The sequence below is a fragment of the Aquimarina callyspongiae genome (genome assembly GCF_034322225.1).
In the GTDB taxonomy this organism is placed as follows: domain Bacteria; phylum Bacteroidota; class Bacteroidia; order Flavobacteriales; family Flavobacteriaceae; genus Aquimarina.
Window position 1 is genome coordinate 1,313,406 of record NZ_JAXLPA010000001.1, and the last position, 26,363, is coordinate 1,339,768.

Genomic DNA, 26,363 nt, shown 5'->3' on the forward strand with positions numbered 1-26,363 from the left:
TATCGTCTTTGGTTGCAAAACGATATCCTTTTCTACCCCTAGATTTAAGATTTGTCGTCTGGCTTTATCCATTTGCCATTAGCGCTTGCAAATACAACTTTTGTGTAGTTATCTTTATCTTTAAGAACAATCTTATAAGTATTGTCCTTTGAGATATAAGCTCTATATATACGTAAGTTTTCAAAATCTCTTGCAGCTACATATTGAATCGTTGTTGGAAGTTCCACATTCTCGATTTCAGTATATTCATGCTGTTCATATTCGTAATCCCGAATCTCAAAAGCATCATTCTCAGCTAATTCATCTTGAGCAAAAACACCTTGCGCTGAAAATATGCTTACTACAATTCCTATTATCATTGGTAACTTTTTCATTGGGTTACTTGTGAAAATTAATTCTACACTATTATAAATAGTAATAATTGTTCCAAAAGTAGCAGGCTTCATAAAAAACTCACAATGATCTAACAATCAGGTAATTGAGATAAAATGAAGTTTTACGAGATAATGTTAAAAAACGTGGAATACACACAAAAGTGTAGAAATTCTACACGTTTTTAGAAAAGTAATGTTACAAAGGAGGTTTTTTACGATTCGCTTTTTTTAAAGATTGTCTTTGTTTATTATCCAATCGTTTTCTTATAGCAGCTTTTGAAGGTTTTGAAGGTTTTCTTTTTTTAGGTATATGTAGATTTGCCTTCAAAACTTCCAAAAGCCTTTTTATAACAAGTTCTTTATTTCTATGTTGACTTCGACTATCACCACATTGTAATAGCAAAATTCCTGTTTTGGTTAAACGAGATTTCAGTTTTTGATTAAGAAGAAGTTTCTCATCATCTGTTAATCCTTTTGATTGATCAATACCAAAACTGAGCTCTACTTTTGAAGATACTTTATTTACATGTTGTCCTCCTGCTCCTGAGCTCCGAATAGCTTTAAACTTTAATTCTCTTATTATAACAGCTGTATTCACGAAAAGAGCTTTGTCTGATGTGCAGATTTTAGCAGATCATTTACTGTTTTTACAGGATTAAATGTAGTAAGAGGCACTTCTACAAAAACACTAATCCAATTGGACATGGCTCCATTCCATAATCCAGGAAGTTCTAATGCTTTAAGCACTTTTCCATCTCTTGTTTTCTTTGTTATAAATCCTGCTTCAGGATCAACAAAATCCAATAAATCGAACTTTTCTCCTTTATAATTCCTGATGCCACAAACCAAATCCACAGGATTAAAATGTGTTGCACTAGCGAGTATATCTACTTGTCTACGATCTTTCTTATTGATTTGAGGCGCTTCAATTATTTGCAGTACCAGCCTACCACTTTCATGTTTTACCCAAAACGGACCTCCTCCTGGCTCACCTTCATTAATTACCATACCACAAACTCGAATAGGTCTGTTCAATGATTCTCTAAGGAACTGTAGTTTGTATTTATCAGAAAATTTATCAAAATCCAAAGGAAGCCTCACGTTCAACTGCTGAACCAGGAATTTTTTAATATCCTTTAATTCTGCTTCTGTTGGGCTTTTTTGATCTATAGCATTTAATATTCTGAATACTTCATCCTGAATATCTATAAGCTTACCCGCAAGAATTTTTTTATATCCAGAAACTTCATCCTGATATTTACGCACAACTACATTATCTATATTTTTAATATAAACAATATCCGCCTCCAGGTCATTTAAGTTCTCAATCAATGCTCCGTGACCTCCAGGTCTAAATAATAATGATCCATCCTCTGTTCTGAAAGGTTCATTATCTTCGGTAACAGCTATAGTATCAGTTTCAGGTTTTTGAAAAGAATATGTAATTATAAAATTAGTATTCGTCTTTTCTTCTACTTTTTTCTTTATTCTTTCAAACTCACCTTTAAACCCTTCTAAGTGATTCTTTGAAATAGTAAAATGTAATCTTGAATCACCAGTATCATTAGTATTATACCCTGCCGCTTCGTATAAATGTTCCTCGAAAGAAGTAGCTATACTATCTGTATAATTATGAAAAGGAAGTAGTCCTTTAGGAAAATCACCGTAGTTCAATCCTTTTTCTTTTAACATCATCTCAACAAAAATATACAGCTGCTTACCTTCTGATAAAGATTCAAATTTAGGATAAGCCGTTTTTACTTTTTGCATTACAGTACCATAGAAAGGAAATTTTTCTAATCCGATTAAAAAAAGACGTATTGCATTTGCTTTTTCGTGATTAGTATAGGAGTTTAAGCTTTCTTTTTCAAAATCATAATTATCAAGAAATCGAAACAAATCTTTAAACATACGAGTCGCTGCTCCTGACGCCGGAACAAACTTAATCGTCTCTAAATTTGCTAATCTTGATTCATAAAGTTTAATCAATTCTGATTGATAGTGTTCTGAAAACTTTAAAATCCCATTATCTAAGGTTGCTGCACTTCTTAATGCCACAAACGGAATTTCATTCTTAAAAGTTTCTATTTGTAATAGTACTTTATCTACCGTTAATCTTTTCGATTTTATTAGCTTAATGTCCTTGTCAGTAATATTCACTTTTTTTGTTCTATTAATTGGTCAATAATTGTAACAGCCTTTTTAAAACGAGATATTTCATCACCTTTCATAACAATATAAGGCAGTTGATATTTCTTTAGCGTTTTTTCAAACTTTAAAAACATCTCTTCTCTTTCGTTAGGTTTATCTCTTAAATCGTCGGGGATCCACGGGGTATCAATATAAGTTAAAAGATATAAATCATAAACATTTTCTAATGAAATTTTGTTTAAGATTTCTGGAACTAAATTTTCATAATATATTTCAGAATACACCTTAAGTTCTAAAAGGTTAGTATCACAAAAAAGTATGTGATTTGCTTCTTTTGTTAATCGATTCTCCTTATCCATTTGACCTCTGGCAATTGGAAGCAAATCATCATAGGTGCAAACTTCTTTATTTGTATCCCACTTTTCTTGTAGATACTCTCTCATATATTCAGGAACCCATTTGGTATTATAATACCTGGCTAGTTGTTTACTGAGTGTCGTTTTGCCCGTAGATTCTGGACCAAAAAGCACTACCTTTATACAATCACTGGTTTCTTGTCTATACTTTTCTTCCATGCTAAATAACCAAAAATTGCCATTATCGTAAACAATATATATTGAAAACTAGTAAACGTAAATCCTTTATAAAAATATAGAGGTATTGAAATAATATCTCCAATGATCCAGAAGATCCAATTTTCAATTTTCCTTCTTGCCATTAGCCACATCCCAACAAAGAATATAGCAGTTGTTAAAGTATCTACATATGCTGTCCAATCATTCCATTTATCAAAAACCACATAAATTGTATATACAAAAACCAACGTAGAAATAAAGATTAATACTTCTATAATTTTTTCTCTAGAGGTAGCTCGAGAAATCGGTGTTACTTGTTCCTGATCTATTTTTCGGGTCCAGATATACCAACCATAAATACTCATTATAAAATAATAGGCATTAATCATCATATCTCCTAACAAAGACCACTTTAAAAGTAAATATACATATATGGAGGTGCTAATAATTCCAGTAGGGTATACCCATATTTTATTAAACCACGCAAATAAAACACTAGCAACTCCAAAAACAACCGCAATAATTTCTAATGAGATATCTAACGTCTCATAAGTTTCATATTGTCCAAAGAAAAAATCAAAAATCTGATCCATACTTATATTGTTTTTATCCTGTATATGGTAAGGCATATACGCAAGTATAACCATCAAATTCAATAAAAGCTATTTCGTAGTACGTAATCACTTCTTCATAATTAACAATACCATGTGCAAAAGGAAGATTTAGGTCAAACGGTGGGATATGTATATGTTGCTCAAAACTTAACCCTGGAGTAGCATATAGTTTATATAAAGATTCTTTTGCTCCCCAGATTACTGTCAATGTCCGGACCTTAAGTTTATCATTAGATTCAACAAATTTACTCTCAATACCATCGGTAAATTTATGAGCTATTCGTTCAATTTTTTCTCGTTGTTTCTCTATATCAATCCCTACCTTTTTATCACTGATAATTATTGCGGCATATTCAAAAGAATGCGTTATTGAGATTTGTCTTTGATCTTGAAGGTGTGGTTTACCAAAATCATCATAAAATAAGTCCTCATCAGTATATCCACATGCTGCTAGTAAATGTCGAACACTAAGAAATCCTCTACGATGGATATCAGATTTCATATTGTCTATTCTGTCTTGACTATATTTTGTTAAACTTATTTCCTTACTTAGTGTTTCAAAAGATTCTTCAATCTTCCAAATCAGCACATTAGTGCTATCGTCTATTGTTATAGTTTTGTAAAGAGGCATTTAAATTCTTAAAGTTATTACGTACCTTTGCAAACTGAAAAAAAGAATTTGATTCTATTTTTCTGGAAGCGAATTTAGAACAATTTAGTGCTAATTACCAGAAAGCACTTTATAAACATAAAATAAATACTATGAGCACCAAAACAGCACCTTATGTCCCTTACAAGGTAAAAGATATCTCACTAGCAGCTTGGGGTAGAAAAGAAATCGAACTAGCAGAAGCAGAAATGCCAGGCCTTATGTCTCTTCGTGAAGAATATAAGAATGAGCAACCTCTTAAAGGAGCTCGTATTGCAGGATGTCTTCATATGACTATCCAAACAGCTGTATTAATTGAAACTCTTCAAGCTCTTGGTGCAGAAGTTACCTGGAGTTCTTGTAATATATTCTCTACGCAAGATCAAGCTGCTGCAGCTATTGCTGATGCGGGTACCCCAGTATATGCCTGGAAAGGAATGAACGAAGAAGAGTTTGACTGGTGTATTGAGCAAACACTATTTTTTGGAGAAGATCGCAAGCCTTTAAATATGATTCTTGATGATGGTGGAGATTTGACTAATATGGTATTAGATAAATATCCAGAATTAGTTGAAGGAATTAATGGTTTATCAGAAGAAACAACTACTGGAGTTCATAGATTATATGAGCGTATGACAAATGGAACACTTCCAATGCCAGCTATCAACGTAAATGACAGTGTTACCAAATCTAAATTTGATAACAAATACGGATGTAAAGAAAGTGCTGTAGACGCTATTAGACGTGCTACTGATGTAATGCTTGCCGGTAAACGTGTTGTTGTTTGTGGATATGGAGATGTTGGTAAAGGTACTGCAGCCTCTTTTAGAGGAGCTGGTTCTATCGTAACCGTTACTGAGATTGATCCAATTTGTGCTTTACAAGCAGCTATGGATGGTTTTGAAGTTAAAAAATTAGAAACGGTTGTTGGAAATGCTGATGTTGTTATTACTACAACAGGAAATAAAGATATCGTTCGAGGAGAACACTTTAAGGCAATGAAAGACAAAACTATTGTTTGTAATATTGGTCATTTTGACAATGAGATTGACGTAGCTTGGTTAAACTCACAAAGTGAAAAAATTGAGATCAAACCTCAAGTAGATAAATACAACATTGACGGTAATGATATCATACTTCTAGCAGAAGGGCGTTTAGTAAATCTAGGTTGTGCAACAGGACATCCAAGTTTTGTAATGAGTAACTCATTTACGAATCAAACCTTAGCGCAAATTGAGCTTTGGACAAATCTAGAAAACTATGACAACAAGGTATATATGCTTCCTAAGCACTTAGATGAAAAGGTGGCTAAACTACACCTTGCTAAGATTGGAGTAGAGCTTACTGAACTTCGTGAAGACCAAGCTGAATATATCGGTGTAACGGTTGAAGGACCTTTTAAGCCTGAATATTATAGATACTAAAATTCATATAGAATATTAGAACATATAAAAAACCCTTATCGATCGATAAGGGTTTTGTTTTTTTAAATAATACGATACCATTTTAAAAAATGACTTAGCAATAAGTTTTAGTTTCCTGTTACTTCTGCTAATAAACAATTTTCATATTGTACAGTTTTATTTTGAAGCAAAGCTAAACCTTCATTTCTTGGCATTAACGGGTCAATTTTCACTTTTTCACCGTCTGGTAAATGCACCACATAAAATCCTTCTTCGAAAGAAGACAACTTAATCACTTCACCATTAGGCTTTATAGCACTCCAGGATTTGTCTGAAGGACTATATACTAAATCTAATTTTTCTCCTTTTCTATCACCATCAATGATTTTAATCTGAAGCCTGTTTTTAGTTGCAATCATCTCATAAGTATTCCCTTCTTTTTCTACAACCTGAATTTCTCTATCTCCTTCTTTCATAGCAATAGGATTAGATCCACTCCAAAACTCTATCACATTAAAGATCAACACATCTCCTAAAACAAATAACCCATACACCGGGACTATATTAAGTCCCCAAAAAATTAAATTATCTAAAAATTTACTATCTGTTAATCCGTCATTCCAATCTCTTAAACCATTAAAAGCAGAAAACGACCCTAAACAACTCGAAAATAATATCGATGTCGACAACAAAATACACACTGTTAGTTTTTTCATAATTAAGATAAATTTTATGTTATCCTTAAAAATACAATTTTTAATCTTACATCTTTTGCTGTATTTATCATTATAATTTAATTCTGTAATCTGTAAAAAATTCCTTATTAGGTAATTTGTATTTCTTCAATACTTAAAACCCAAGTGTGTACTATTATAGTAGAGAATAAAAAAACCCAACTATAAATAGTCAGGTCTTTTTTTGATTGATACTATTTTTTACAATCCTATTTTTCCTAAATCATAAAAATAAAAATCCTGACTATCATTCATCGCTACAAAAAGACCTCTTTTAAAAGTAGTATTCAAGGGAGCTGTAATCACATCACATCCATCTGTCTCTTCTGTTCCAAGGTTAACAGCTTTAATAAAACTATTATCACTGCGTGAAAATATATTAAATTGACCTTTTTGTTGATCTGAAACAATAATAACACCTTCTTTATTGGGTTTTCTAGTAATTGCAATCCCTTCTATATCATCTTTAAAATAATCTCCTCCAAAAATGGATATTTCTTCGTTTCCTTTTGCAGGGTTTGCATAATATTTTCTAATCCCTACACCTTCATCAGAATAATAAACATAACCAAGTTCATCGTCTATAGCAATAGCTTCAATTTCTTTTACACCACTAAACTTTCCGAACTTTCTTATAAAATTAGCGTGAACACCTAAACTATCACTTTTGATTTGATATTGATATAAGTAATTAGTAACAGGTCCTGATTTTCTACTAACGATAGCAGATATATTGTTATTTACCGCATCTTTATATAAGCTAATTCCCATTGGTCTTCTTAACTCGATATCAGTTTCATCTTCAAATACAGGAAATCCCCCTTTATCTAAAGGTTTCATATCGGGAACAGAAAAAACTCGAATTCTATTTCTTTCTCTTTCTGTAAAAACTATAATATCGATAGTGGTAGAATCATTAAGTTTAAAGCCATATTCTAAATCAATATTATTAGGATACTTAATGCCTCGAATCATTTTGTCTTTAATAATCTTTCCTTCAAGATCAAAAGCATATATAGCTCCATTAGTATCTTTATCTGTTCCAAAAACAATACTCTTAGACGGATCTGTTGGGTGAAGCCATATGGCTGGGTCATCTGTATCAAACTGTACTTTTTCTGAAATAATATCAGGAGCAATTACAGGCAATTTCTTAGCACAGGAAAAAAACAAAATAGTTATAGTGAGTAGAATATAATTCTTCATTTAATGATATTTTTTAATATGTATGGCAATTAATAATTTGTTAGAGAAAAGAAATGGAATTCTATTTCTTGAATAGGTCATATTTCAACCCAAAAGTAAGCCTCCTCTCATAGTACTCTGCTTGCATTGTACGTTCTGAGATTCCTTGATAAAATCGTAGAGGTTGATTTGTAATATTATTTAAATCTGCATATACGCTTAAATTTTTGGTTATAGCATAACTAGCATTAAAATCAAGAAAAAACTGTTGGTCGTAGTATCGGTCTTCAAAACTGTTACCTCCTATTTCATCTATATAATCTTCAGAAAAATTAGCAGATAAGCGTACACTAAATTTATCATCGTTATACCCTAAAGATCCATTAAAAATACTTGGTGCAGTATTAGGTAAGTCTAAATCTGAACGAACATCTCCATCTTCATTTCGGATTCCATCTGCACTTGAGGTAAGATAGGTATAGTTAAGATAAATACTAAAGTTCTTTGCAAAACCAGGTAAGAAATCCAACTGTCTTTGAAAAGCAATTTCTACTCCAAAAATAGAAGCATCATCTCCATTTAATGGCTGAAAAATATCAAACCCTGTAGTTCCTGTACCAAATCTATCGTCAAAAGTTTCGCCTCTAAAAGTATATATAAAATTATCTATCTGTTTATAAAACAATCCTCCAGAAACTATTCCTACTGATTTAAAGTAATGCTCAGCCATTAAATCAAAGTTCATAGATGTTGTAGGATCAAGATCAGGATTTCCAGCAACGATTTCTTCATCTCCTGATATTACATCAAGAGAAGGTACTAAATCCACATAATTAGGTCTTGCTAATGTATTTGTCCAGGCAAACCTGAAGATTGTCTGAGAAGAGAGATCATACTTAAAGTGTATTCCTGGTAAAAAGTTGGTATACGACTGTTCTTCGGTAATTTCTCCCACTACATTTTCTTCATCTTCTATTCGATTTCCTGTAGCACTAATAGTTGTATGCTCTACTCTTACTCCTGCTAAAATGCTGAACTTTTCTGATAATTTTTGATTGGCCATTACATATCCTGCATAAACATTTTCGTCTACGTCAAAATTTGCTCTTAAGAATTCATCTGGAACAGATTCTCCATTTACAAGATTAAGATTTCCTAACCAATTTTCATCTGCATAAATCCCTGCTTGATATTGACTTCCTGCTAGAAAATCAGGATCCGTATAATCTCTTACAGGTACATCTGATAAGGTTGGAAAATCACTTTCTAAATCAAATTCAAAGAAGTTATTATCCCTGATTTTATTCTTTAATCGACTCCTTACTCCAAATTTTATGCTTCCATCTCCTTTTCCAAAAAAATCAGAAGGCACTTCTAGATTGACAAAAAAGTTAACATCTTCCTCCTTAGTATATTTATTTTCTTCTGTAATCTCTCCATACTCAAACCCTGAAAGATTATTGACATCAGTAGCATTAACTGGAGTATACACCGGAAATTCTGGATCAGAATTATCATTATTTATAATATACTCAGACTCATATTCTGCATAACGCTCGTTAAGTCTTTCTTCTGATGCTCTTGCATATGAAGCCATCCAATCTACTTTAACATTGCCAAATAGATGATTCCCACCAAGACTGTAATTCTGCATTCTTTGATCTTCTAATCGTCTATTCTTGTTTCTACTATTATTAATACCTCCTTTGGTTTGACGTTTTACTTCAACTGGAAAACGAGTAACATTACCATTTGCAACCGTAAAATCATCAGCACCAATATCTTCTGCATCTAGAATTTTATGCTCTAAACGAAATCTGTTCTCTCTGTCATCTCTCCAGTTATACATTGTTTTTAAGAACACGCTATGATTACTATTAAACTGATAATCAAAATTAGCAGCAAAACTTCTTCTAATACGTTCTACTAGATAGGTCCGTATTTGAAACTCATTAGTATAAGGGTTCACAGGAACTTCTTCTAGAATTGGATCTCCATCAGGGTCATTAATTCCTGTATTAAATTCAAATTCATCGGTCCACTCTGCTTCAAAATTGTCTGATCCAAAATCATTATCATTAATTGAAGCCGATACCATCCAACCAAATTTTTTATTTTTTGATCGATCTCCGATAAGTATTGATCCATTTAATATTCTTTTGTCTGTAATGAAATTAATCCCAGACCCCATTGTAGCAGAAAGTCGAAACCCTTGAGGAGCCGTTCTTGTTATTAGATTTACAGAACCTCCAAGAGCATCACCTTCCATATCCGGAGTAACTGCTTTGTTAACCTCAATTGTTTGTATCATATCAGAAGGTATCAAATCCATTTGTACATTTCGATTATCTCCTTCGGCTGATGGAATTCTACTACCATTAAGTGTAACAGAATTTAATTGAGGTGATAGTCCTCTAACAATTATATTACGAGCTTCTCCTTGATCTACTTGCATGGTAATTCCAGGTATACGTTTTACGGCATCACCTATATTAGCATCAGGAAATTTTCCTATCTGATCGGTAGAAACTACATTGGTAATATTTATATTATTTTTTTGAGTGTTCAAAGCTCTTGCCTGTCCGCTATTACCATACCCTATAATGGTTACATCATCTAATTCTACACTTTTTGATTTTAAAACAATAGATATAAAAGTGGTTTTAGACACTTCTACATTTGTTTGTTGTTCTGTATCTGAGAAGCCTAAATATTGAACCTTTAAGGTATGATTTCCTTCTGGGACATTTACAAGAGTAAATTTTCCGTCAAAATCAGAAATCGTTGCTTTGTTAATTGAATTTATTTGCACTGAAGCTCCAGGCATATAGATTCCATTTTCATCGGTTATGATTCCTTTTACAGAACCACTTTGAGCTTGTAATGAGCTATAACTTATAATCAAAATAAGCGTTACAATAATTAATTTCAAAAATCTGATTGGTGTCATTTTTCTAGGTTTAAAAATCAATACAAAGCTATACAAACACTGAGGGGAAACCGTAAAACCAAAAGCAACAAAGGATGAACATTTTGCTAAAATTAAAGAAACAATAAGGCAACAATTAAGATTTATTTACATTACAATAACAATTACTAAAAGGAGTGCAAAATAAGCCCTCTATAATGCGATCATAAAGTTTACAAGCTCTTCTTTTTGATCTATAGGAAGTTTTTTGCGAAGTCTATATCTTGCAACTCTCACACTATCTGGAGTTACTCTTAAAATTGAAGCAATTTCTTTTGAAGACAAATTAAGTCGAAGAAGCATTCCTAATCTCAATTCTGCCGGAGATAAATTTTCCTCAGATAAAGAGGATAATTTTTTGATAAAATCCGGGTGAATTTCTTTAAAAAAGTTATTAAACTCATCCCACTCTCGTTCTTGTTTTAAATTAAACTCAATTTCTTTAGCCAGTTTTTTGATATTGCTATGTAAGTCTATATTTTTTCTGCTTGCAATATTGGTGAGTGTAAGAGATAAATCAGATAACATCTTATTTTTTTGTGATAAATGAAGACTATATCTTGATAAAGTAGAAGTTTTAACGTGTACAGCACGTTGTAAATTCTTTTCTTCTATTTCTTTTTTTTCTAGTTCTGCTTTTAGTATTCGTTGCTCATATTCTTGTAATTTAGAACTTTCTTTTCTTTTTCTTCTAAAGTATAAAAACAGGAAGCCTGCAGTCAACAATGTAGTTCCAAGACTGACCAATAGAAGATCTTGATTTGCTCTACTCGTTTTTTTTTGCTGTAATAACAAATCAATTTTTATTTCTTTTTGTTTAGTTTCATAAACAACCTGAAGTGTATTTAATTGATTTATGTTTTGAGAAAGGACCAACTCTTCATTGATTCGTTCGCTCTCTGTCAAGTGATCAAGAGCTTTCTTATAATCCTTTAATAAATCATATGTTTTAGATAAATCCTTATGAGCACTTTTTAACTGGTATTTATCTTTATAATAATCTGCTAATTCGAAGGCCTTAAATGTATAAAACAGAGCCTTTGTATAATTACCTGTTTTACGATTTACATCTCCAAGATTGTTTAAAACGCTTATCCGACCAATATTGTTTAATTGTTCAAAATACTTATCAGCTTTTTTAAAGTATTCAAAAGCAAGATCATACTGTTCAAGATCCTCATATATACTTCCAATATTCTCATGTATAACTGCAATCCCTTCTTCATTATCCAGTTTATTAAACAATAGAAGGCTTTCTTTTTGATATTTAAGTGCTTCTAAATATTCTCTTTCTTTTTCAAAACAAGATCCCAACAGGCCTCTTGCTATTGCTTCTCCTTTTATAAAGGTATTATCACTGGCAATGGATATACTTTCGTTAAAATACCTTTTTGCTTTAGTGTTATTTTTTAACGATAGATATATTTTACCTATCTCGTTTTTAAGTAGTACTGTTAGTGTATCTTTTTCTTCAATAAGAGTAAGCGCCTGATTATATTGTTCAATAACTTCGTTATATATTCGTGCTTTTTGATAAAACTTACCTAATTGTAGATGTTTTTGCGCGATAGTAGACGATATCCCTTCTTTTTGTGAAGTTTCAAGCGCTAGTTTTAAAGTCTGAAATGTAGTATCTACTCTTTTCTTATTATCATTTATAGATTGTCCTAAAAGACCAAAAGGAATAATTACAATTGATACTAATAAAATAAAAATACACTGACGTACTTGTTTCATAAAATTTGCCTGAGAAATAGTTTCATTCAAAACTGAACAATCTCACAAATTTAATATCTAAACAATTTTCATTTGTTTCTTAAGTATTATCTATATGTTATTTCTACCTTCCTAAAGTAAGCCTTGTTATTTCTTTTTCCTAAAAATATAGCTCATCCATACGGGATCACTTTCTCCAGAAACTACTGCTTGCCTGTCTACAAACTCCCAATTAGCAGTATTCATATACCCAAGTAACTCTGAAGTATTTTTAAGCTTTTCCAGCTCTTTAATAGTTATCAATTTACCTTCAAGAGATTTTTGTTCTTCTACTTTTATTCTTTTTACTTTACCTCTATTATTAGCTTTTTGAATTACTATAACTTCTAGATAATCATATTTAGGAATTTCTTGCGAAGCTGCTTCAAAAGTAACACAGAAAAAAAAGACACAACATAAAGTTCTGATGATTTGAGTTTTCATAGGGTTTATTTTTAAGAGATTATATTTTAAATATACTAAAGAGAAACAAAAAACCCTTCTCAAAAATTGAAAAGGGTTTTTTTATATTACAAAGGAAAAATTCTCTATGCTTCAAAAGGAACTATAGAAACATAAGATTTATTATCTTTCTTTTTAGTAAATTTCACAACACCATCCACTCTAGCGTGTAAGGTATGATCTTTACCTGCATATACATTTTCTCCTGGTTTGTGCGCTGTACCTCTTTGTCTTACAATGATGTTACCAGCTACGGCAGCTTGCCCACCAAATATCTTTACACCTAAGCGTTTCGATTCTGATTCTCTACCGTTCTTCGAACTACCAACTCCTTTTTTATGAGCCATTTTCTTTAGGTTTTATTGTTAATAATAACAGGGGTTACCTGCTGTCTTTTATTTTCCTTGTAAAGCCTCGATTAATTCTGCTTTCTTCATTGAAGAAATACCAGTAATCCCTTTAGCTTTAGCTAAATCTTTTAATTCAGCAACCGTTTTAGTGCTTAAATCTTCTGCAGCAGCTTTAGGAGCAGCTTCTTTCTTTGGAGCTTCTACTTTTGGTGCAGCTTTTTCAGCTTTTGGTTCTGCTTTTTTTGTCTCTTTCTTTGGAGCAGCTTTTTTAGCTCCAGAAGTTACAATGCTTTCAATAACGATTTCTGTTAAAGACTGACGGTGGCCATTTTTAACACGGTATCCTTTACGTCTTTTTTTCTTGAAAACGATAACTTTATCACCTCTAAGGTGTCTTGTGATTTTTGCTCCTACTTGAGCTCCATCTATAGCTGGGGCGCCTAAAGTAACTTTATCTCCATCTGCTGCAAGAAGAACTTTATCAAAAGAAACTTTGTCTCCTTCTTCTCCTGCTAAACGATTTACGAATACTTTTTGGTCTTTTGCAACTTTAAATTGCTGCCCTGCTATCTCTACAATTGCGTACATAGCGTAACGTTTAATTAATTATTTTTTATAATAATGAACGACACCTAATTTCATAGGCGGGTGCAAATATACTGCTAATTAATTAACTGACAAATATTTCACACTTCTAAAGGAGGAGAATTATGGTTTTTTGGATTCCAGCTTTCTTTTAATAGCTGCATAAACGCCAATGTAAGTACAAAAGTAGTGGCAAATCCCATAATAGCCGCAATAAAAACAACAATTCCCACACCTACATGATAATGAGAACTCCAGTTTGCAAGCATTTCAGGAAGAAAGTTTGTATTGATATTGGTTACATATATCGCAAAGAAAATAGTAAAAATGAGAGTAGCATTAAACCCAGTAAAGAGACCAGCCATAAAACCTTTTTGATATTCGAAGGTATTTCCTTTTTCTAGCTTGTAATTCTTCATAGCATAATACAAGCCAAAAGCTACAATAATTCCATTTCCAAGACTAAAAATCGGGTTTGTCTGGAATCCAACAAGAGAGAGTATCAAAAAATATATAATCAGTCCAATTGCTATAAGTACACCATATTTAACAGGGATAGTTGACTTTTTCATCTCTTTATATTTTATGCTTTAAAACAAAAAATAGCTGTTAAAAAGTTACTTTTAACTAATATTAAATTAATTATTACAGCCTATTTATTATCCATTTAGCCTTTGATTTCTTACTTAAAAGTAGGGATTTTAAGAATTTTTCAACCTTAAAAACTTGTTAATTTATTGTTTTACAGGTCACTACATAAGATAGAACATCTAAATATTTATAAATCCGTAACAAAATCCGATCTTTACACACAAATCCATTAAACAAAAAATTAATTCTAATGAAAAATAGATTTTACGCAATCGCTTGTGGGCTTATGATTACCGCTACCATAAGTGCACAAGAAGTAGAATTTACAGAGTATGACCTGGACAATGGTCTTCATGTAATTCTACACAAAGATAATAGTGCGCCTGTAGTCACTACTTCTGTTATGTATCACGTTGGCGGTAAGGACCGTACAGAAGGAAGAACCGGATTTGCTCATTTCTTTGAGCATTTATTATTTGAAGGAACCAAAAACATCGAAAGAGGAAAATGGTTCGAAATTGTTTCTTCTAACGGAGGAAGAAATAATGCAAACACCACACAAGACAGAACATACTATTATGAAGTATTTCCTTCTAACAATCTTGAGCTGGGTTTATGGATGGAGTCTGAAAGAATGTTACATCCTGTAATAGATCAAAAAGGAGTTGATACCCAACAAGAAGTTGTTAAGGAAGAAAAAAGATTACGCTATGACAACTCGCCATATGGACAAATTTTACCTGTTCTGGGAGAAAATCTTTTTAATGTACACCCATATAAAGATCCAAATATTGGATATATGAAAGATCTGGATGCAGCCACATTAGAAGATGTAGTAGCTTATAACAAAAAGTACTATGTGCCTAACAATGCAGTTTTGGTGGTAGCTGGTGATATTGACATCGACAAAACCAAGAAACTGGTAACAGATTATTTTGCTTCTATTCCTAAAGGCAAAGATATTGTTCGTAACTATCCAAAAGAAGAGCCTATTACCAAACAAGTAAATGCAAAAGCTTATGATCCAAACATACAGGTTCCAGCTACTGCAATTGCTTATAGAACACCTGGCTTTAAAGAAAGAGATGCTTATGTATTAAATATGATTTCTACATATTTAAGTGATGGAAAAAGCTCTAAGCTTTATAAGAAAATTGTAGACGAACAAAAACAAGCATTACAAGTAGGAGCTTTCAGTATTCCGCAAGAAGACTATGGAATGTACCTCGTGTTTGCGCTACCAGTAGGTGACACTACATTGGATGTATTGGTAACTGAAATGGAAGAAGAAGTTACCAAGGTAAGAAATGAGTTGATTTCTGAAAAAGATTACAAAAAATTACAGAATAAATTAGAAAATCAATTTGTAAACTCTAACTCTAGTATAGAAGGTATAGCCAATTCTCTGGCAAGATATAATATGCTATACGGTAATACTTCTTTAATCAATAAAGAGATCGAGATTTATCGTTCTATTACGAGAGAAGAAATTAAAGAAGTTGCCAATAAGCATTTAAAACCAAATCAAAGAGTCGTTATCGACTATTTGCCAGGAGAAAAACCTAAAAACTAAGAAACATTTAAGATGAAAAAAATAATTATAACATTGGTCTTGACTTTAATGGCCATAAATCTGCAAGCACAGGTAGACAGGAGCAAAATGCCAAAACCAGGGCCTTCTCCAACAATAAACCTGGAAGAACCTAACCGTTTTGAATTGCCAAATGGACTTAAAGTACTCGTAGTAGAAAACAAAAAACTCCCTAGAGTTTCTATACAATTAAGCATAGACAATCCACCTATACAAGAAGGTGATAAAGCAGGAGTAGCAAGTTTTGTTTCAAGTCTTTTAGGAAATGGTTCAAAATCCATCTCAAAAGATGATTTTAATGAAGAAGTTGATTTTCTAGGTGCTCGTATTAATTTTGGATCGCAAAGTGCTTTTGCAAGTTCACTTTCTAAATATTTTCCAAGAGTATTAGAGCTAATGGCGGATGCAGCTATACATCCGAACTTTACTCAAGAAGAATTTGAAAAAGAAAAAGCAAAACTTATTACTGGATTAAAAAGTCAGGAAAAAGATGTATCATCTATTGCCGGAAGAGTACAAAGAGTATTAGCATATGGTGCAAATCATCCTTATGGAGAGTTTACTACAGAAAAAACTGTTAACAATATACAGTTAGCAGATGTAGAAAAATTCTATAGAGATTATTTCTTACCTGCAAATGCATATTTAATTGTTATTGGAGACGTTTCTTTTGACGAAGTACAAAAATTAGTTACCAAAAATTTTACAACCTGGAAAAAAGCATCTCCACCATCTTTTACTTTTTCTGAGCCATCTAATGCGCAATACACTCAGATTAATTTTATAGATGTTCCTAACGCAGTACAATCAGAAATTGCTGTACAAAACTTAGTAAATCTAAAAATGAAAGATCCTGACTATCTTTCTGCATTAGTAGCAAACCAGATTTTAGGAGGAGGAGGAGAAGCTCGTCTTTTTCTAAACCTAAGAGAAGATAAAGGATATACTTATGGATCATACTCCAGATTAGGGAATGACAAAAACGGACCGTCAACATTTAGAGCAACGGCTAGTGTACGTAATGTTGTAACCGATAGTTCTGTTGTAGAAATTTTAAAAGAAATCGATCAAATCATTAAAAAGCCTGTTTCTGAAGAGGAACTAAAAAACACTAAAGCAAAGTACATCGGTAATTTTGTTTTGGCACTTGAAAATCCTCAAACTATTGCCAGATATGCATTGAATATAGAAACACAAGGGTTACCTAAAGATTTTTACAAAACTTACCTAGAACGCATTAACGCTATCACGATAGATGATGTGCAAAAAGCAGCTAAAAAATATTTCAGCTCTTCAAATGCTCGCGTTGTTGTTACTGGTAAAGGGAGTGATGTAATCGAAAATCTTGAAAAAGTAAGCTTTAACGGCAAAAAATTATCTGTTTTCTATTTTGATAAATATGGTAAAAAAACAGAAAAACCTAACTACGATGCTGCTACTCCAGAAGGTGTAACTGCACAATCAGTTTTAGACAATTATTTTAAAGCTGTTGGAGGAAAGGATAAACTTCAAGGAGTGAAATCTACATTTATAACAGCCGATGCTTCTTTTAATGGTGCTACATTAAATATGATTGTAAAAACCACTTCTAAAAATCAAACATTAAGCAATGTATTGTTTGGCGGAAACTCGGTAAACAAAAATGTATTTGACGGAACCACTGGGTATGTTATGGCTCAAGGTCAAAAAATTGACTATACTGAGCAACAGATTAAGGATGCAAAAAAGGAAGCAATACCTTTTCCAGAACTTAAAAACACATCTGCTTCATTAGAAGGTATCGAACCTTATGATAATGGAAAAGCGTATAAAGTAAAAATGAACGATAAAAGGACTACATTTTTTGACTCTGAAACAGGCTTAAAAACCAAAGATATAATTGTTCAGGAGCAAGGAGGGCAAAAAATCTCTACTTCTATAATTTATAGCAATTATAAAGAAGTTAACGGAATAAAATTTCCTTTTACGATGAGCATATCAGCAGGTCCTCAAAATTTTGATTTCAATGTTTCCGAAATTAAAATCAACGAAGGAGTAACTGATGAGGATTTTAAATAATCATTCTAAGTAGTAAACTTAAAACCTGGTAGACTTATATTGTTTACCAGGTTTTTTTTATGATTAAAGTTTTATACCTCTTCTGGTATTATTTATTTCTATTAGATAGATATACTCCCAAAATAATAATCCCAGAAGCAACAACTTGATACATTGTGAATTTTTCATTATCCAGTAATCCCCATAACAAAGCTACTATAGGAATGGTATACGTAACAGAAGTTGCAAACACAGGACTACTCATTTGAACAAGTTTATTAAACATTACTTTAGCAACTCCTGTTCCTAAAACAGCCAAAACTGTAATATACATCAAACTAGTTTTTATCTCTTCATTACCAACCAAGTCCAGTTTAAAAAAACCAGAAAAAAACAATACTAATAAAGAGGGTATTATCAGGACAATAAAATTACCATTAGCTATGGCCATTGGTGAAATGTGTTGCATATGTCGTTTTATAATATTGACATTGATTCCATAGCAAAACGATGCTATAAGTACCAATCCAGCATACCAATAATTCTGATTAGGATTAACTATAGCTCCTTCCCATATTAATGCTATGCTTCCTATCAATCCTACAAAAACTCCAAGCAATTGATTTCGATTAAATCGAATAGAAAAAACTAATGTGCCAAGGATTAACGTAATTAATGGGGTTGTAGAATTTAATATTGAAGCAATTCCGCTATCTATTTCAGTTTCTGCAAAAGCAAATAAAAATGCAGGAATAAACGTCCCTGCAAATGCTGATATTGCAACCCATTTCCATTCTTTACCACGAATAGTCTTAATACTCCTAAAGCCGATTAAAAATAAAAATGTTGCGGCAAATAAAGTTCTTAAAGCTCCTAATTGCAAAGGAGTAAGGCCTATTAAGGATTTTTTAATAAGTATAAATGAACTTCCCCATACCACAGATAGTATAACCAGGTATATCCATTTTAATTTAGTGTTTTGCATTTCTGATGGTTCCAGCTGCAAAAATCCACAAAATTCTTATAGCGATATAGGTTATCGTAATAAATTTAACTAAGATTTAGATTTTAATTCTTTAAACAAGTTTTACATCTCTATTTCCACTCAATGGTCTCCATCAAACGCTTAACATCTTCACGTAAATAATGAGCTGCTGGAAGAATTGAATCATAGTTAGGTTTTACCTTAAAATATAATGATCCAGATAAAAAGTGATGACTACTATCGGTAACATAAAATTGGGATTGAGAAGCTGCATCACCTGTTACCTCATAAAACATCCCATATACTTTTTTCTCCAGATTTACATATGGCTCCTGAGTAATCCCATCAGCCTTAACCACATGTTCCTGAGTAAGGTTTTGAGCATCTCTGAGAAGAGAATCCAAATTATTATTTACCTCAAAATAAGAAAGATATATAGTAGCTTTTAGTTTAGGATACTCAAGATTATACCAGCATTTTCTATTCCTAATAGCTTTCTTTAACTGGGCTATTTCGTTTTTATCAAAAGAATATGGGCAATCTAAAGCTACAGAAGCATATTCGGGCACAGGATAGGCAAGTCTTAACATTCCTTTGGGTTTGGGTAATGTTTCTCCTCCACAAGAAATCATGAGAGTTGTACTTAAAAGGAATAACAAGCTACTTATTTTCTTCATCCTCAATTGTTAATTTGATTTGCTTTATACGTTTATTATCCAGTGATTCTACTTTAAACACATATTTATCCATCATAAGAATTTCTCCTCTTTTAGGAAAGCTTCCTGATATTTCTAGTAAAAATCCCGCAATGGTCTCTGCTTCTCCTTTATTGTCTTCAAAAACACTTGAGTCTTCTAGTTGTAAAATTTTATACAGGTCTTTTAATGATGTTCTTCCTTCAAAAACATAATTTCTATCATCCAATTTAGAGAAGATTAAATCTTCGTCATCAAACTCATCACTAATATCTCCAACAATTTCTTCAATGATATCTTCTAAAGAAATCAAACCACTGGTTCCTCCATATTCATCTACCACAATTGCCAAATGATTCTTTTTATTCTTAAAGTCATTAAGTAAGTCGTCTAGCTTTTTATTTTCGGGCACAAAATACGGCTCTCTTAATAGATTTATCCAATCAAAATTAGTTTTATTAATATGTGGTAAAAGATCTTTTACGTATAAAATTCCAACTACTTTATCGACATTTTCTTCGTATACTGGTATGCGAGAATATCCATTCTCGACAATCTCAGGAATTACTTCTTTGTAACTCGCCTCTTTATTTAATGCAAAAATATCAATCCGCGGTCTCATGACTTGTTTGGTATCTGTATTACCAAAAGAAACAATTCCTTCTAGAATTTTCTTTTCTTCTATAGTAGTATCTGTATCTGATGTTAACTCTAACGCCTGCGAAAGTTGATCTACACTTAGATTTGACTTCTGTTTCCCTAAACGATTGTGAATCCCAATAGTCACTCTTCGCATTGGCATACTAATAGGTGTTATAATCCAATCTAATACTCCCAAAGGTCGCGCCATCAATTTAGCAAACTTCATTTTATTTCTGCTTGCATAAATTTTTGGTAAAATTTCGCCAAAAAGTAATATCATAAAAGCAACCACACCTACTTCAACCACAAATCTCACATCAAACCAACCCCATAAAACAATATCTAAATCCTTAAAATAGATTTCGCCTAAAGTATCAAACAATAATACAATTGCTATATTGATAAAGTTATTAGCTACCAAAATGGTCGCCAGTAGTTTTTTAGGTTTACTTAATAGTTTTGAGATTATCTTTAGATTCTTTGATGCATTTTCATCATCCTTTAAATCTGTAGGAGTTAATGAAAACAAAGCAACTTCACTACCAGATATTAATGCAGAAAATAATAACAGAATAATAAGCACAACTATGTTAATAGTCTGCATTGCATCAAATGCAAATAATAAGATAAATAACGGTTCGGGATCAGGGTCCAAATTGTATTGGTTTAGTTAAACATATCAGAACGGAAGATCATCATCTTCAAGATCTGGTGAAGCCGGAGAAACCTTCTGTGTTTCAGAAGTAATAGTATTTGATTGTGGTGTATTCTGAGTAATTGGTCCAGATGATGGATTCTCATTTTTTGGGGTCAAAAAAGTAAAATCAGTACATTGTATCTCTGTACTATACCTGTCTTTACCTTGTTCATCCTGCCACTTTCTGGTTTTAAGACGACCTTCAATGTATATTTTATCTCCTTTGTTAAGATATTTTTCGCAAATCTCTGCAGCTTTATTACGTACTACAACATTATGCCACTCTGTAGTGGTTACTCGTTCTCCAGTATTTTTATTCACATAGGAATCATTAGTAGCAAGCGGAAATCTACCTATACAATTACCACCTTCAAAGTAATGCATCTTTACCTCATCTCCCGTATGTCCTATTAACATTACTTTATTTAGCGTTCCAGACATTTATTTATTGTTTATTTATTGGGTTTATACATTTTAAGAAAAATACAACGCTCTTCCTCTCTATAACTAACTGTCAGCCCAATAATTTTATTATAGTAAATGTAATAAAAAAACAGCAAACAGCTAATTGCAATAATAGTGTTAATTTAATTTTTAGAATACTCCTGATCAAAAAAAGGAATCGATAAAATTCCCTAAAAGTACAGGAACAGGATACTCTTGTATTTCATCAATATCAATAATTCTTTGTTCATTAGTTACTTTGGGTAGCGTATCTATTTTTAAAATGTAAAATCGAGTATACAAATGCTGATGAGAAAGCTTATGAACTGTAAATTCTTCTTTATATAATGTCAATTCATATTCCAGATCTTTTATCATGTCTAGGCATACAGGATTTTCTTTAATAAGGTCTAAATTAATTTCTTTATCACTTTCTACTAGAGGAAATTCATATAAACCTTGCCATATTCCTTTATTTGTACGTTGCTTAATAATTGTTTTTTTACCTTGAATAGAGAAGATCAAATAATTAAAATATCGCTTTTTTATTTTTCCTTTTTTGAGTTTAATCGGTAGCGTTGTAACATTTCCCTTTTTTAAGCCTTCACAACTATCGTTTACCGGGCAAATTATACAGTAGGGGCTTTGAGGTTTACATTGCAATGCCCCAAACTCCATTATTGCCTGATTATATGTGGCCGGTTCTTGTTTGTCCATTATCTCAATAGCAAGGTTTTTAAATTCTTTTATACCCGCTGTACTATTAATAGGAGTATCTATATTAAAATATCTTGACAAAACTCTGTAAACATTTCCATCAACTACTGGCACAGGCTCATTATAACATATAGATGCAATTGCACTAGCGGTATAATCACCAACACCTTTTAATTGTATAAGACCTTTATAATTATCTGGGAACACACCATTTAATTCATTTGCCACATATTTTGCAGTTGTATGCAAATTTCTAGCCCTAGAATAATACCCTAATCCTTGCCATAGTTTTAGTACTTTTTCTTCATCTGCTTTTGCAAGATCAAAAATAGTCGGAAATGCTTCTGTAAATGACAAATAATATGGCAATCCTTGTGCAACTCTTGTCTGTTGAAGCATAATTTCACTAAGCCAAATTCGATAAGGATCAGTAGTTTCTCTCCAAGGCATTCTCCTTTTGTTTTGTAAGTACCACGTAATGAGTTTTTTAGAAAATTTCATAGCAAAATCATAAGTTTTGCAAAATTAAACGTTTAAAAAGTATAATTTCATCTTAAGTATTGATATTTTGGATTTTAAATTGTTATATTTGCCCCCTTGAAAATTTAAAAACCCCTAAATTAGGTATATAATGACTAAAGCAGATATCGTAGCAAAAATTTCAGAAAAGCTAGGAATAGAAAAAGGAGATGTTCAAGCAACTGTTGAAACATTTATGGAAGAAGTGAAAAGTTCTTTAGAAAGCGGAGATAACGTTTATTTAAGAGGATTTGGAAGCTTTATCATCAAAACAAGAGCAGAAAAAACTGGTCGTAACATTTCTAAAAACACGACTATCAAAATTCCTGCACATAATATCCCAGCATTTAAACCTGCCAAAGTATTTGTTGAAGGTGTAAAAACCAACGTAGAAGTTAAGTAAAACATTAATAATTAATAAACGATATTCACTATGCCAAGTGGTAAAAAACGAAAAAGACACAAGGTAGCTACGCACAAGCGTAAAAAAAGAAGAAGAGCTAATCGCCACAAGAAAAAGTAGTTTTCTAACTACTTTTTTTATTTAAAGAAGTTCTTTGAAATCGAAATAAAGCTACTATATAATTGCTACCATAAAATTTATAGTCTTTATTTCAACGGAATTATTAAAATTCCTGTGAAAAAATTTGTTTAATCCGTCTCGTGTATTCGAGATAAAAATCTAATCAGAGTGAACAAAGAATTGATCATTAGATCTGGTTCCTCTACAGATTTTGCCTTATTAAAGGATGGAAAACTTATTGAATTGCATAAGGAAGAAGATGACAGTAATTTTGCTGTTGGTGATATTTTTATTGCCAAAATTCGCAAAGCTGTACCTGGTCTAAATGCCGCATTTGTTAATGTAGGCTATGAAAAAGATGCTTTTTTGCATTATCATGATCTAGGTCCTCAAGTTTCTTCCTTATTAAAATTCATAAAACGTGTAAGCACAGGTAAATTAAAAAACTATTCTCTAAAGGATTTTCCTGTAGAGAACGATATTGATAAGCACGGTATTATTACCGATGTATTAAAATCAAATCAATCGCTATTAGTACAAATAGTAAAAGAACCAATATCTACAAAAGGTCCAAGGATAAGCTCAGAGCTTTCTATAGCCGGTAGATATATTGTATTGGTACCTTTTTCTAACAGGGTTTCTATTTCTCAAAAAATAGAATCTTCTGAAGAAAAAGAACGTCTTAAAAGACTTGTAAAGAGTATCAAACCCAAAGGTTTTGGAATTATTGTTCGTACAGTAGCAGAAGGCAAAAAAGTAGCAGAACTAGATAAAGATTTGCAAAATCTAGTGGGTCGCTGGCAAACAATGTGTAAAAAATTATACAAAGCCCATCACCCATCTAAAGTATTAGGCGAAATGAATAGAGCATCTTCTATATTAAGAGATGTATTCAACGACACTTTTACTTCAATTGCAGTAGATGATGAAGATCTCTGCAATCAAATTAAAGATTATTTGCAAGAAATTGCTCCAAAGAAGGAATCAATTGTAAAGCTACACAAGTCTAGTGTACCAATTTTTGAAAAATTTGGTATAGAGAGACAAATCAAAACCAGTTTTGGAAAGACGGTATCCATGAGTAAGGGTGCGTATCTAGTAATAGAACACACAGAAGCTATGCATGTAATTGATGTAAATAGCGGTAACCGATCTAACAAAGCTAAAAACCAAGAAGACACAGCACTCGAAGTTAACCTAATCAGTGCTGCAGAAGTAGCCCGTCAACTTCGTCTAAGAGATATGGGAGGGATTATTGTTGTCGATTTTATTGACATGAATAATGCTGACAACCGTAGAACACTCTTTAATCATTTACGAGAAGAAATGAAAGACGATAGGGCTAAGCATAAAATTTTACCGCCGAGTAAATTTGGCCTGATCCAAATTACTAGGCAACGAGTACGACCTGAAATGAATATCAAAACCCGTGAGGAAAATCCTAACGGTATAAACGGTGAAATTGAGGCACCAATAGTTTTAGTTGATAAAATCAAGGTCGATTTAGAAAAATTAATTAAAAAAGAACATAAAAAGATAACGCTTAGTGCACATCCTTTTATTGCAGCTTTTTTAACTAAAGGATTTCCATCTGCCCGATCTAAATGGTTTTTTGACCATAAAAGATGGGTAAAGATTATACCTAGAGATGCTTACACATATTTAGAATATCATTTCCACGATAAAGACGGAGAAATGATACAATAAAAAAATTAAAAACCCAGTCTATTTAATTAGACTGGGTTTTTTTGTTTTTTATATTTGCCTAATATGTACAAACAGCCTGTCACAGTATCAGAAGCTACAAAAAAAATGGAACGTTATTGTGCTTATCAAGAACGATGTCATAAAGATGTGATGGGTAAACTGGAAACCATGAGTCTTATCTCTGAGGCTAAAGAGAAAATTATTCTTCACTTATTAGAACATAATTTTCTTAATGAAGAACGTTTTTCCCAAAGTTTTGCCAGAGGAAAATTCAAAATAAAAAAATGGGGGAAGCAGCGCATCATACGCGAGCTCAAATTCAGACAAATATCACCCTACAACATAAAAACAGCGCTTAAAGAAATACCTGAAGATGAATATCTGGATGTTTTTCATTTATTAGCTGAAAAAAAATTTGACTCTCTTCAAGAAACAGATATCTTAAAAAAACGAAAAAAACTTACTGATTACCTATTATACAGAGGCTGGGAAACTCATCTTGTTTTTGACAAAGTAAAAGAACTGATGACGTAAAAAGTAATTGATATCTATTGTTATAGATTAAAAAAAGACACTATAGACTACAAATCAATCTTTTTATGAGTTCTTCGAATAGCTTCTTTATTTTTATAATCTAACCATTTTTGTCCTCTATTCTTTCTCATAAAATTATCAAAATGACGCATAAAAAAAACATTATACGATGCTTTTGTAAAATTGCTGAATTTCTTGGGCACTGATCGTATACTCATAGAAAACCCTGGTGTCATATAGGTCATATGATGCCAATAGCCTTCTGGCATATACAAAGCTTCTCCATGATTAAGATTTGTTATATAACCTTTTGCCTTTTTTAAAGCAGGCCATTTCTTAAAATCAGGATTAGAAAAATCAATATCTTGATGAGACATTAAAGCATGTGGTAGTTTATATAAATACTTTGTCTCTGAAGGAGGAAATAAAACACATTGTTTCTTTCCATGAAAATGGAAATGAAATATGTTGGCAAGATCAATATCATAATGCATAAACACCTTAGATCCTTCTCCCCCAAAAAACAAATAGGGTAATTTTTTCAGAAAACGTAATCCTATTTGAGGATATTTAAAGTCTTCTTGTAATCGAGGAACTTCTTTGAGTAAATTATATAAAAAAATACGATAATTTGTAGGTTCTTTTTTGAGCAAATTGATATACTCACTCATTTTCATCCCGTCATGAGGTTCGTTAAATTTACGATCTGACGACACAGGACGATCATCATAAACAGGAACAGTTTTATCGCCAGCAAGCTCATTAATATAGTCCAGATCCCACTTAGCATATGCTGGCCAATCTTCTATTAACCGTTCTATCACAACAGGCCTTTGAGGGATAAAATAATTCTCCAAAAATTCCTTTTTAGTAATA

Annotated in this window: 26 protein-coding genes; 6 read left to right on the top strand and 20 right to left on the bottom strand. The window is 32.0% G+C overall.

What is annotated here, in order from left to right; genetic code table 11:
- Nucleotides 1-44: 44 nt before the first annotated feature.
- The 6 genes from U0D62_RS05465 to U0D62_RS05490 form a co-directional block, all read right to left on the bottom strand.
- On the bottom strand, nucleotides 45-446 hold the full coding sequence (locus U0D62_RS05465) for a hypothetical protein (RefSeq protein WP_322194345.1): 402 nt from the start codon (nucleotides 444-446) through the stop codon (nucleotides 45-47).
- Nucleotides 447-570: 124 nt separating this feature from the next.
- A complete protein-coding gene (arfB, locus tag U0D62_RS05470; protein ID WP_322194346.1) occupies nucleotides 571-972 on the bottom strand; it encodes an alternative ribosome rescue aminoacyl-tRNA hydrolase ArfB in 402 nt (133 codons plus the stop codon).
- Nucleotides 969-2,534, bottom strand: coding sequence for a DUF4301 family protein (locus U0D62_RS05475; protein ID WP_322194347.1), 1,566 nt, complete (start codon nucleotides 2,532-2,534; stop codon nucleotides 969-971). Before U0D62_RS05475 ends, arfB begins: the two co-directional genes overlap by 4 nt.
- Complete coding sequence (locus tag U0D62_RS05480) at nucleotides 2,531-3,100, bottom strand: ATP-binding protein (RefSeq protein WP_322194348.1); 570 nt, start codon at nucleotides 3,098-3,100, stop codon at nucleotides 2,531-2,533. The genes U0D62_RS05475 and U0D62_RS05480 overlap by 4 nt, the downstream gene beginning before the upstream one ends.
- Nucleotides 3,061-3,693 carry a nicotinamide riboside transporter PnuC gene (pnuC, locus tag U0D62_RS05485; RefSeq protein ID WP_322194866.1) on the bottom strand — a complete coding sequence of 211 codons (633 nt, stop codon included), beginning with the start codon at nucleotides 3,691-3,693 and terminating at the stop codon, nucleotides 3,061-3,063. The genes U0D62_RS05480 and pnuC overlap by 40 nt, the downstream gene beginning before the upstream one ends.
- Before the next feature lie 13 nt (nucleotides 3,694-3,706).
- Nucleotides 3,707-4,345 carry a 4'-phosphopantetheinyl transferase family protein gene (locus tag U0D62_RS05490; RefSeq protein ID WP_322194349.1) on the bottom strand — a complete coding sequence of 213 codons (639 nt, stop codon included), beginning with the start codon at nucleotides 4,343-4,345 and terminating at the stop codon, nucleotides 3,707-3,709.
- A 131-nt stretch (nucleotides 4,346-4,476) separates the two neighbouring features.
- On the opposite strand from U0D62_RS05490, the gene ahcY reads away from it, so the two are divergent.
- On the top strand, nucleotides 4,477-5,787 hold the full coding sequence (ahcY, locus tag U0D62_RS05495) for an adenosylhomocysteinase (RefSeq protein ID WP_322194350.1): 1,311 nt from the start codon (nucleotides 4,477-4,479) through the stop codon (nucleotides 5,785-5,787).
- A gap of 107 nt (nucleotides 5,788-5,894) precedes the next feature.
- Here ahcY and U0D62_RS05500 read toward each other — a convergent pair whose 3' ends face one another.
- From U0D62_RS05500 to U0D62_RS05535, 8 genes are all read right to left on the bottom strand, one after another.
- Nucleotides 5,895-6,482, bottom strand: a complete 588-nt coding sequence (locus tag U0D62_RS05500) for a DUF3332 domain-containing protein (protein ID WP_322194351.1) — start codon at nucleotides 6,480-6,482, stop codon at nucleotides 5,895-5,897.
- 219 nt (nucleotides 6,483-6,701) lie between these two features.
- Entirely contained in the window at nucleotides 6,702-7,706 is a 1,005-nt protein-coding gene (locus U0D62_RS05505; protein ID WP_322194352.1) for a phytase, read from the bottom strand.
- Between the two features lie 61 nt (nucleotides 7,707-7,767).
- Nucleotides 7,768-10,635, bottom strand: a complete 2,868-nt coding sequence (locus tag U0D62_RS05510; RefSeq protein WP_322194353.1) for a TonB-dependent receptor — start codon at nucleotides 10,633-10,635, stop codon at nucleotides 7,768-7,770.
- 171 nt (nucleotides 10,636-10,806) lie between these two features.
- Complete coding sequence (locus U0D62_RS05515) at nucleotides 10,807-12,390, bottom strand: tetratricopeptide repeat protein (RefSeq protein WP_322194354.1); 1,584 nt, start codon at nucleotides 12,388-12,390, stop codon at nucleotides 10,807-10,809.
- 126 nt (nucleotides 12,391-12,516) lie between these two features.
- Nucleotides 12,517-12,852 (bottom strand): hypothetical protein, encoded by a 336-nt coding sequence (locus U0D62_RS05520; protein WP_322194355.1) that lies wholly within the window; start codon nucleotides 12,850-12,852, stop codon nucleotides 12,517-12,519.
- A gap of 104 nt (nucleotides 12,853-12,956) precedes the next feature.
- Nucleotides 12,957-13,217 (bottom strand): 50S ribosomal protein L27, encoded by a 261-nt coding sequence (gene rpmA / locus U0D62_RS05525; protein WP_103865219.1) that lies wholly within the window; start codon nucleotides 13,215-13,217, stop codon nucleotides 12,957-12,959.
- A gap of 48 nt (nucleotides 13,218-13,265) precedes the next feature.
- Nucleotides 13,266-13,808: a 50S ribosomal protein L21 gene (rplU, locus tag U0D62_RS05530; protein WP_322194356.1), complete on the bottom strand. Its 543-nt coding sequence runs from the start codon at nucleotides 13,806-13,808 to the stop codon at nucleotides 13,266-13,268.
- Between the two features lie 98 nt (nucleotides 13,809-13,906).
- Nucleotides 13,907-14,377, bottom strand: coding sequence for a DUF4199 domain-containing protein (locus U0D62_RS05535; protein WP_322194357.1), 471 nt, complete (start codon nucleotides 14,375-14,377; stop codon nucleotides 13,907-13,909).
- 269 nt (nucleotides 14,378-14,646) lie between these two features.
- Between U0D62_RS05535 and U0D62_RS05540 the strand changes: the two genes are divergently transcribed.
- On the top strand, nucleotides 14,647-15,969 hold the full coding sequence (locus tag U0D62_RS05540) for a M16 family metallopeptidase (RefSeq protein ID WP_322194358.1): 1,323 nt from the start codon (nucleotides 14,647-14,649) through the stop codon (nucleotides 15,967-15,969).
- A gap of 12 nt (nucleotides 15,970-15,981) precedes the next feature.
- The gene (locus U0D62_RS05545; protein ID WP_322194359.1) at nucleotides 15,982-18,045 is read left to right on the top strand and encodes a M16 family metallopeptidase; all 2,064 of its coding nucleotides are present in this window, start codon (nucleotides 15,982-15,984) and stop codon (nucleotides 18,043-18,045) included.
- A gap of 88 nt (nucleotides 18,046-18,133) precedes the next feature.
- On the opposite strand, the gene U0D62_RS05550 is transcribed toward U0D62_RS05545, so the two are convergent.
- From U0D62_RS05550 to mutY, 5 genes are all read right to left on the bottom strand, one after another.
- Nucleotides 18,134-19,009, bottom strand: coding sequence for a DMT family transporter (locus tag U0D62_RS05550; RefSeq protein ID WP_322194360.1), 876 nt, complete (start codon nucleotides 19,007-19,009; stop codon nucleotides 18,134-18,136).
- A gap of 110 nt (nucleotides 19,010-19,119) precedes the next feature.
- The gene (gldD, locus tag U0D62_RS05555; RefSeq protein ID WP_322194361.1) at nucleotides 19,120-19,686 is read right to left on the bottom strand and encodes a gliding motility lipoprotein GldD; all 567 of its coding nucleotides are present in this window, start codon (nucleotides 19,684-19,686) and stop codon (nucleotides 19,120-19,122) included.
- Nucleotides 19,670-21,001, bottom strand: a complete 1,332-nt coding sequence (gene gldE, locus U0D62_RS05560) for a gliding motility-associated protein GldE (protein ID WP_322194362.1) — start codon at nucleotides 20,999-21,001, stop codon at nucleotides 19,670-19,672. Before gldE ends, gldD begins: the two co-directional genes overlap by 17 nt.
- 24 nt (nucleotides 21,002-21,025) lie before the next feature.
- Nucleotides 21,026-21,484 (bottom strand): single-stranded DNA-binding protein, encoded by a 459-nt coding sequence (locus U0D62_RS05565; RefSeq protein WP_322194363.1) that lies wholly within the window; start codon nucleotides 21,482-21,484, stop codon nucleotides 21,026-21,028.
- Between the two features lie 168 nt (nucleotides 21,485-21,652).
- Nucleotides 21,653-22,705: an A/G-specific adenine glycosylase gene (gene mutY / locus U0D62_RS05570; RefSeq protein ID WP_322194364.1), complete on the bottom strand. Its 1,053-nt coding sequence runs from the start codon at nucleotides 22,703-22,705 to the stop codon at nucleotides 21,653-21,655.
- Between the two features lie 130 nt (nucleotides 22,706-22,835).
- Between mutY and U0D62_RS05575 the strand changes: the two genes are divergently transcribed.
- The 3 genes from U0D62_RS05575 (at nucleotide 22,836) to U0D62_RS05585 (ending at nucleotide 25,487) form a co-directional block, all read left to right on the top strand.
- Complete coding sequence (locus U0D62_RS05575) at nucleotides 22,836-23,126, top strand: HU family DNA-binding protein (protein WP_024768281.1); 291 nt, start codon at nucleotides 22,836-22,838, stop codon at nucleotides 23,124-23,126.
- Between the two features lie 288 nt (nucleotides 23,127-23,414).
- Nucleotides 23,415-24,953, top strand: a complete 1,539-nt coding sequence (locus U0D62_RS05580; protein WP_322194365.1) for a ribonuclease E/G — start codon at nucleotides 23,415-23,417, stop codon at nucleotides 24,951-24,953.
- 63 nt (nucleotides 24,954-25,016) lie between these two features.
- On the top strand, nucleotides 25,017-25,487 hold the full coding sequence (locus tag U0D62_RS05585; protein WP_322194366.1) for a regulatory protein RecX: 471 nt from the start codon (nucleotides 25,017-25,019) through the stop codon (nucleotides 25,485-25,487).
- Nucleotides 25,488-25,534: 47 nt separating this feature from the next.
- Here the strand turns inward: U0D62_RS05585 and U0D62_RS05590 are convergent, their stop codons facing one another.
- Nucleotides 25,535-26,344 (bottom strand): cupin-like domain-containing protein, encoded by an 810-nt coding sequence (locus tag U0D62_RS05590; RefSeq protein ID WP_416135532.1) that lies wholly within the window; start codon nucleotides 26,342-26,344, stop codon nucleotides 25,535-25,537.
- Nucleotides 26,345-26,363 lie beyond the last annotated feature (19 nt).

Bases quoted from the DNA above. Each gene is read 5' to 3' on its own strand.
- U0D62_RS05465 (WP_322194345.1), bottom strand. From the start codon at position 446: ATGAAGCCTGCTACTTTTGGAACAATTATTACTATTTATAATAGTGTA.
- U0D62_RS05480 (WP_322194348.1), bottom strand. From the start codon at position 3,100: ATGGAAGAAAAGTATAGACAAGAAACCAGTGATTGTATAAAGGTAGTG.
- pnuC (WP_322194866.1), bottom strand. From the start codon at position 3,693: ATGGATCAGATTTTTGATTTTTTCTTTGGACAATATGAAACTTATGAG.
- U0D62_RS05490 (WP_322194349.1), bottom strand. From the start codon at position 4,345: ATGCCTCTTTACAAAACTATAACAATAGACGATAGCACTAATGTGCTG.
- ahcY (WP_322194350.1), top strand. From the start codon at position 4,477: ATGAGCACCAAAACAGCACCTTATGTCCCTTACAAGGTAAAAGATATC.
- U0D62_RS05500 (WP_322194351.1), bottom strand. From the start codon at position 6,482: ATGAAAAAACTAACAGTGTGTATTTTGTTGTCGACATCGATATTATTT.
- U0D62_RS05505 (WP_322194352.1), bottom strand. From the start codon at position 7,706: ATGAAGAATTATATTCTACTCACTATAACTATTTTGTTTTTTTCCTGT.
- U0D62_RS05510 (WP_322194353.1), bottom strand. From the start codon at position 10,635: ATGACACCAATCAGATTTTTGAAATTAATTATTGTAACGCTTATTTTG.
- U0D62_RS05515 (WP_322194354.1), bottom strand. From the start codon at position 12,390: ATGAAACAAGTACGTCAGTGTATTTTTATTTTATTAGTATCAATTGTA.
- U0D62_RS05520 (WP_322194355.1), bottom strand. From the start codon at position 12,852: ATGAAAACTCAAATCATCAGAACTTTATGTTGTGTCTTTTTTTTCTGT.
- rpmA (WP_103865219.1), bottom strand. From the start codon at position 13,217: ATGGCTCATAAAAAAGGAGTTGGTAGTTCGAAGAACGGTAGAGAATCA.
- rplU (WP_322194356.1), bottom strand. From the start codon at position 13,808: ATGTACGCAATTGTAGAGATAGCAGGGCAGCAATTTAAAGTTGCAAAA.
- U0D62_RS05535 (WP_322194357.1), bottom strand. From the start codon at position 14,377: ATGAAAAAGTCAACTATCCCTGTTAAATATGGTGTACTTATAGCAATT.
- U0D62_RS05540 (WP_322194358.1), top strand. From the start codon at position 14,647: ATGAAAAATAGATTTTACGCAATCGCTTGTGGGCTTATGATTACCGCT.
- U0D62_RS05545 (WP_322194359.1), top strand. From the start codon at position 15,982: ATGAAAAAAATAATTATAACATTGGTCTTGACTTTAATGGCCATAAAT.
- U0D62_RS05550 (WP_322194360.1), bottom strand. From the start codon at position 19,009: ATGCAAAACACTAAATTAAAATGGATATACCTGGTTATACTATCTGTG.
- gldD (WP_322194361.1), bottom strand. From the start codon at position 19,686: ATGAAGAAAATAAGTAGCTTGTTATTCCTTTTAAGTACAACTCTCATG.
- U0D62_RS05565 (WP_322194363.1), bottom strand. From the start codon at position 21,484: ATGTCTGGAACGCTAAATAAAGTAATGTTAATAGGACATACGGGAGAT.
- mutY (WP_322194364.1), bottom strand. From the start codon at position 22,705: ATGAAATTTTCTAAAAAACTCATTACGTGGTACTTACAAAACAAAAGG.
- U0D62_RS05575 (WP_024768281.1), top strand. From the start codon at position 22,836: ATGACTAAAGCAGATATCGTAGCAAAAATTTCAGAAAAGCTAGGAATA.
- U0D62_RS05585 (WP_322194366.1), top strand. From the start codon at position 25,017: ATGTACAAACAGCCTGTCACAGTATCAGAAGCTACAAAAAAAATGGAA.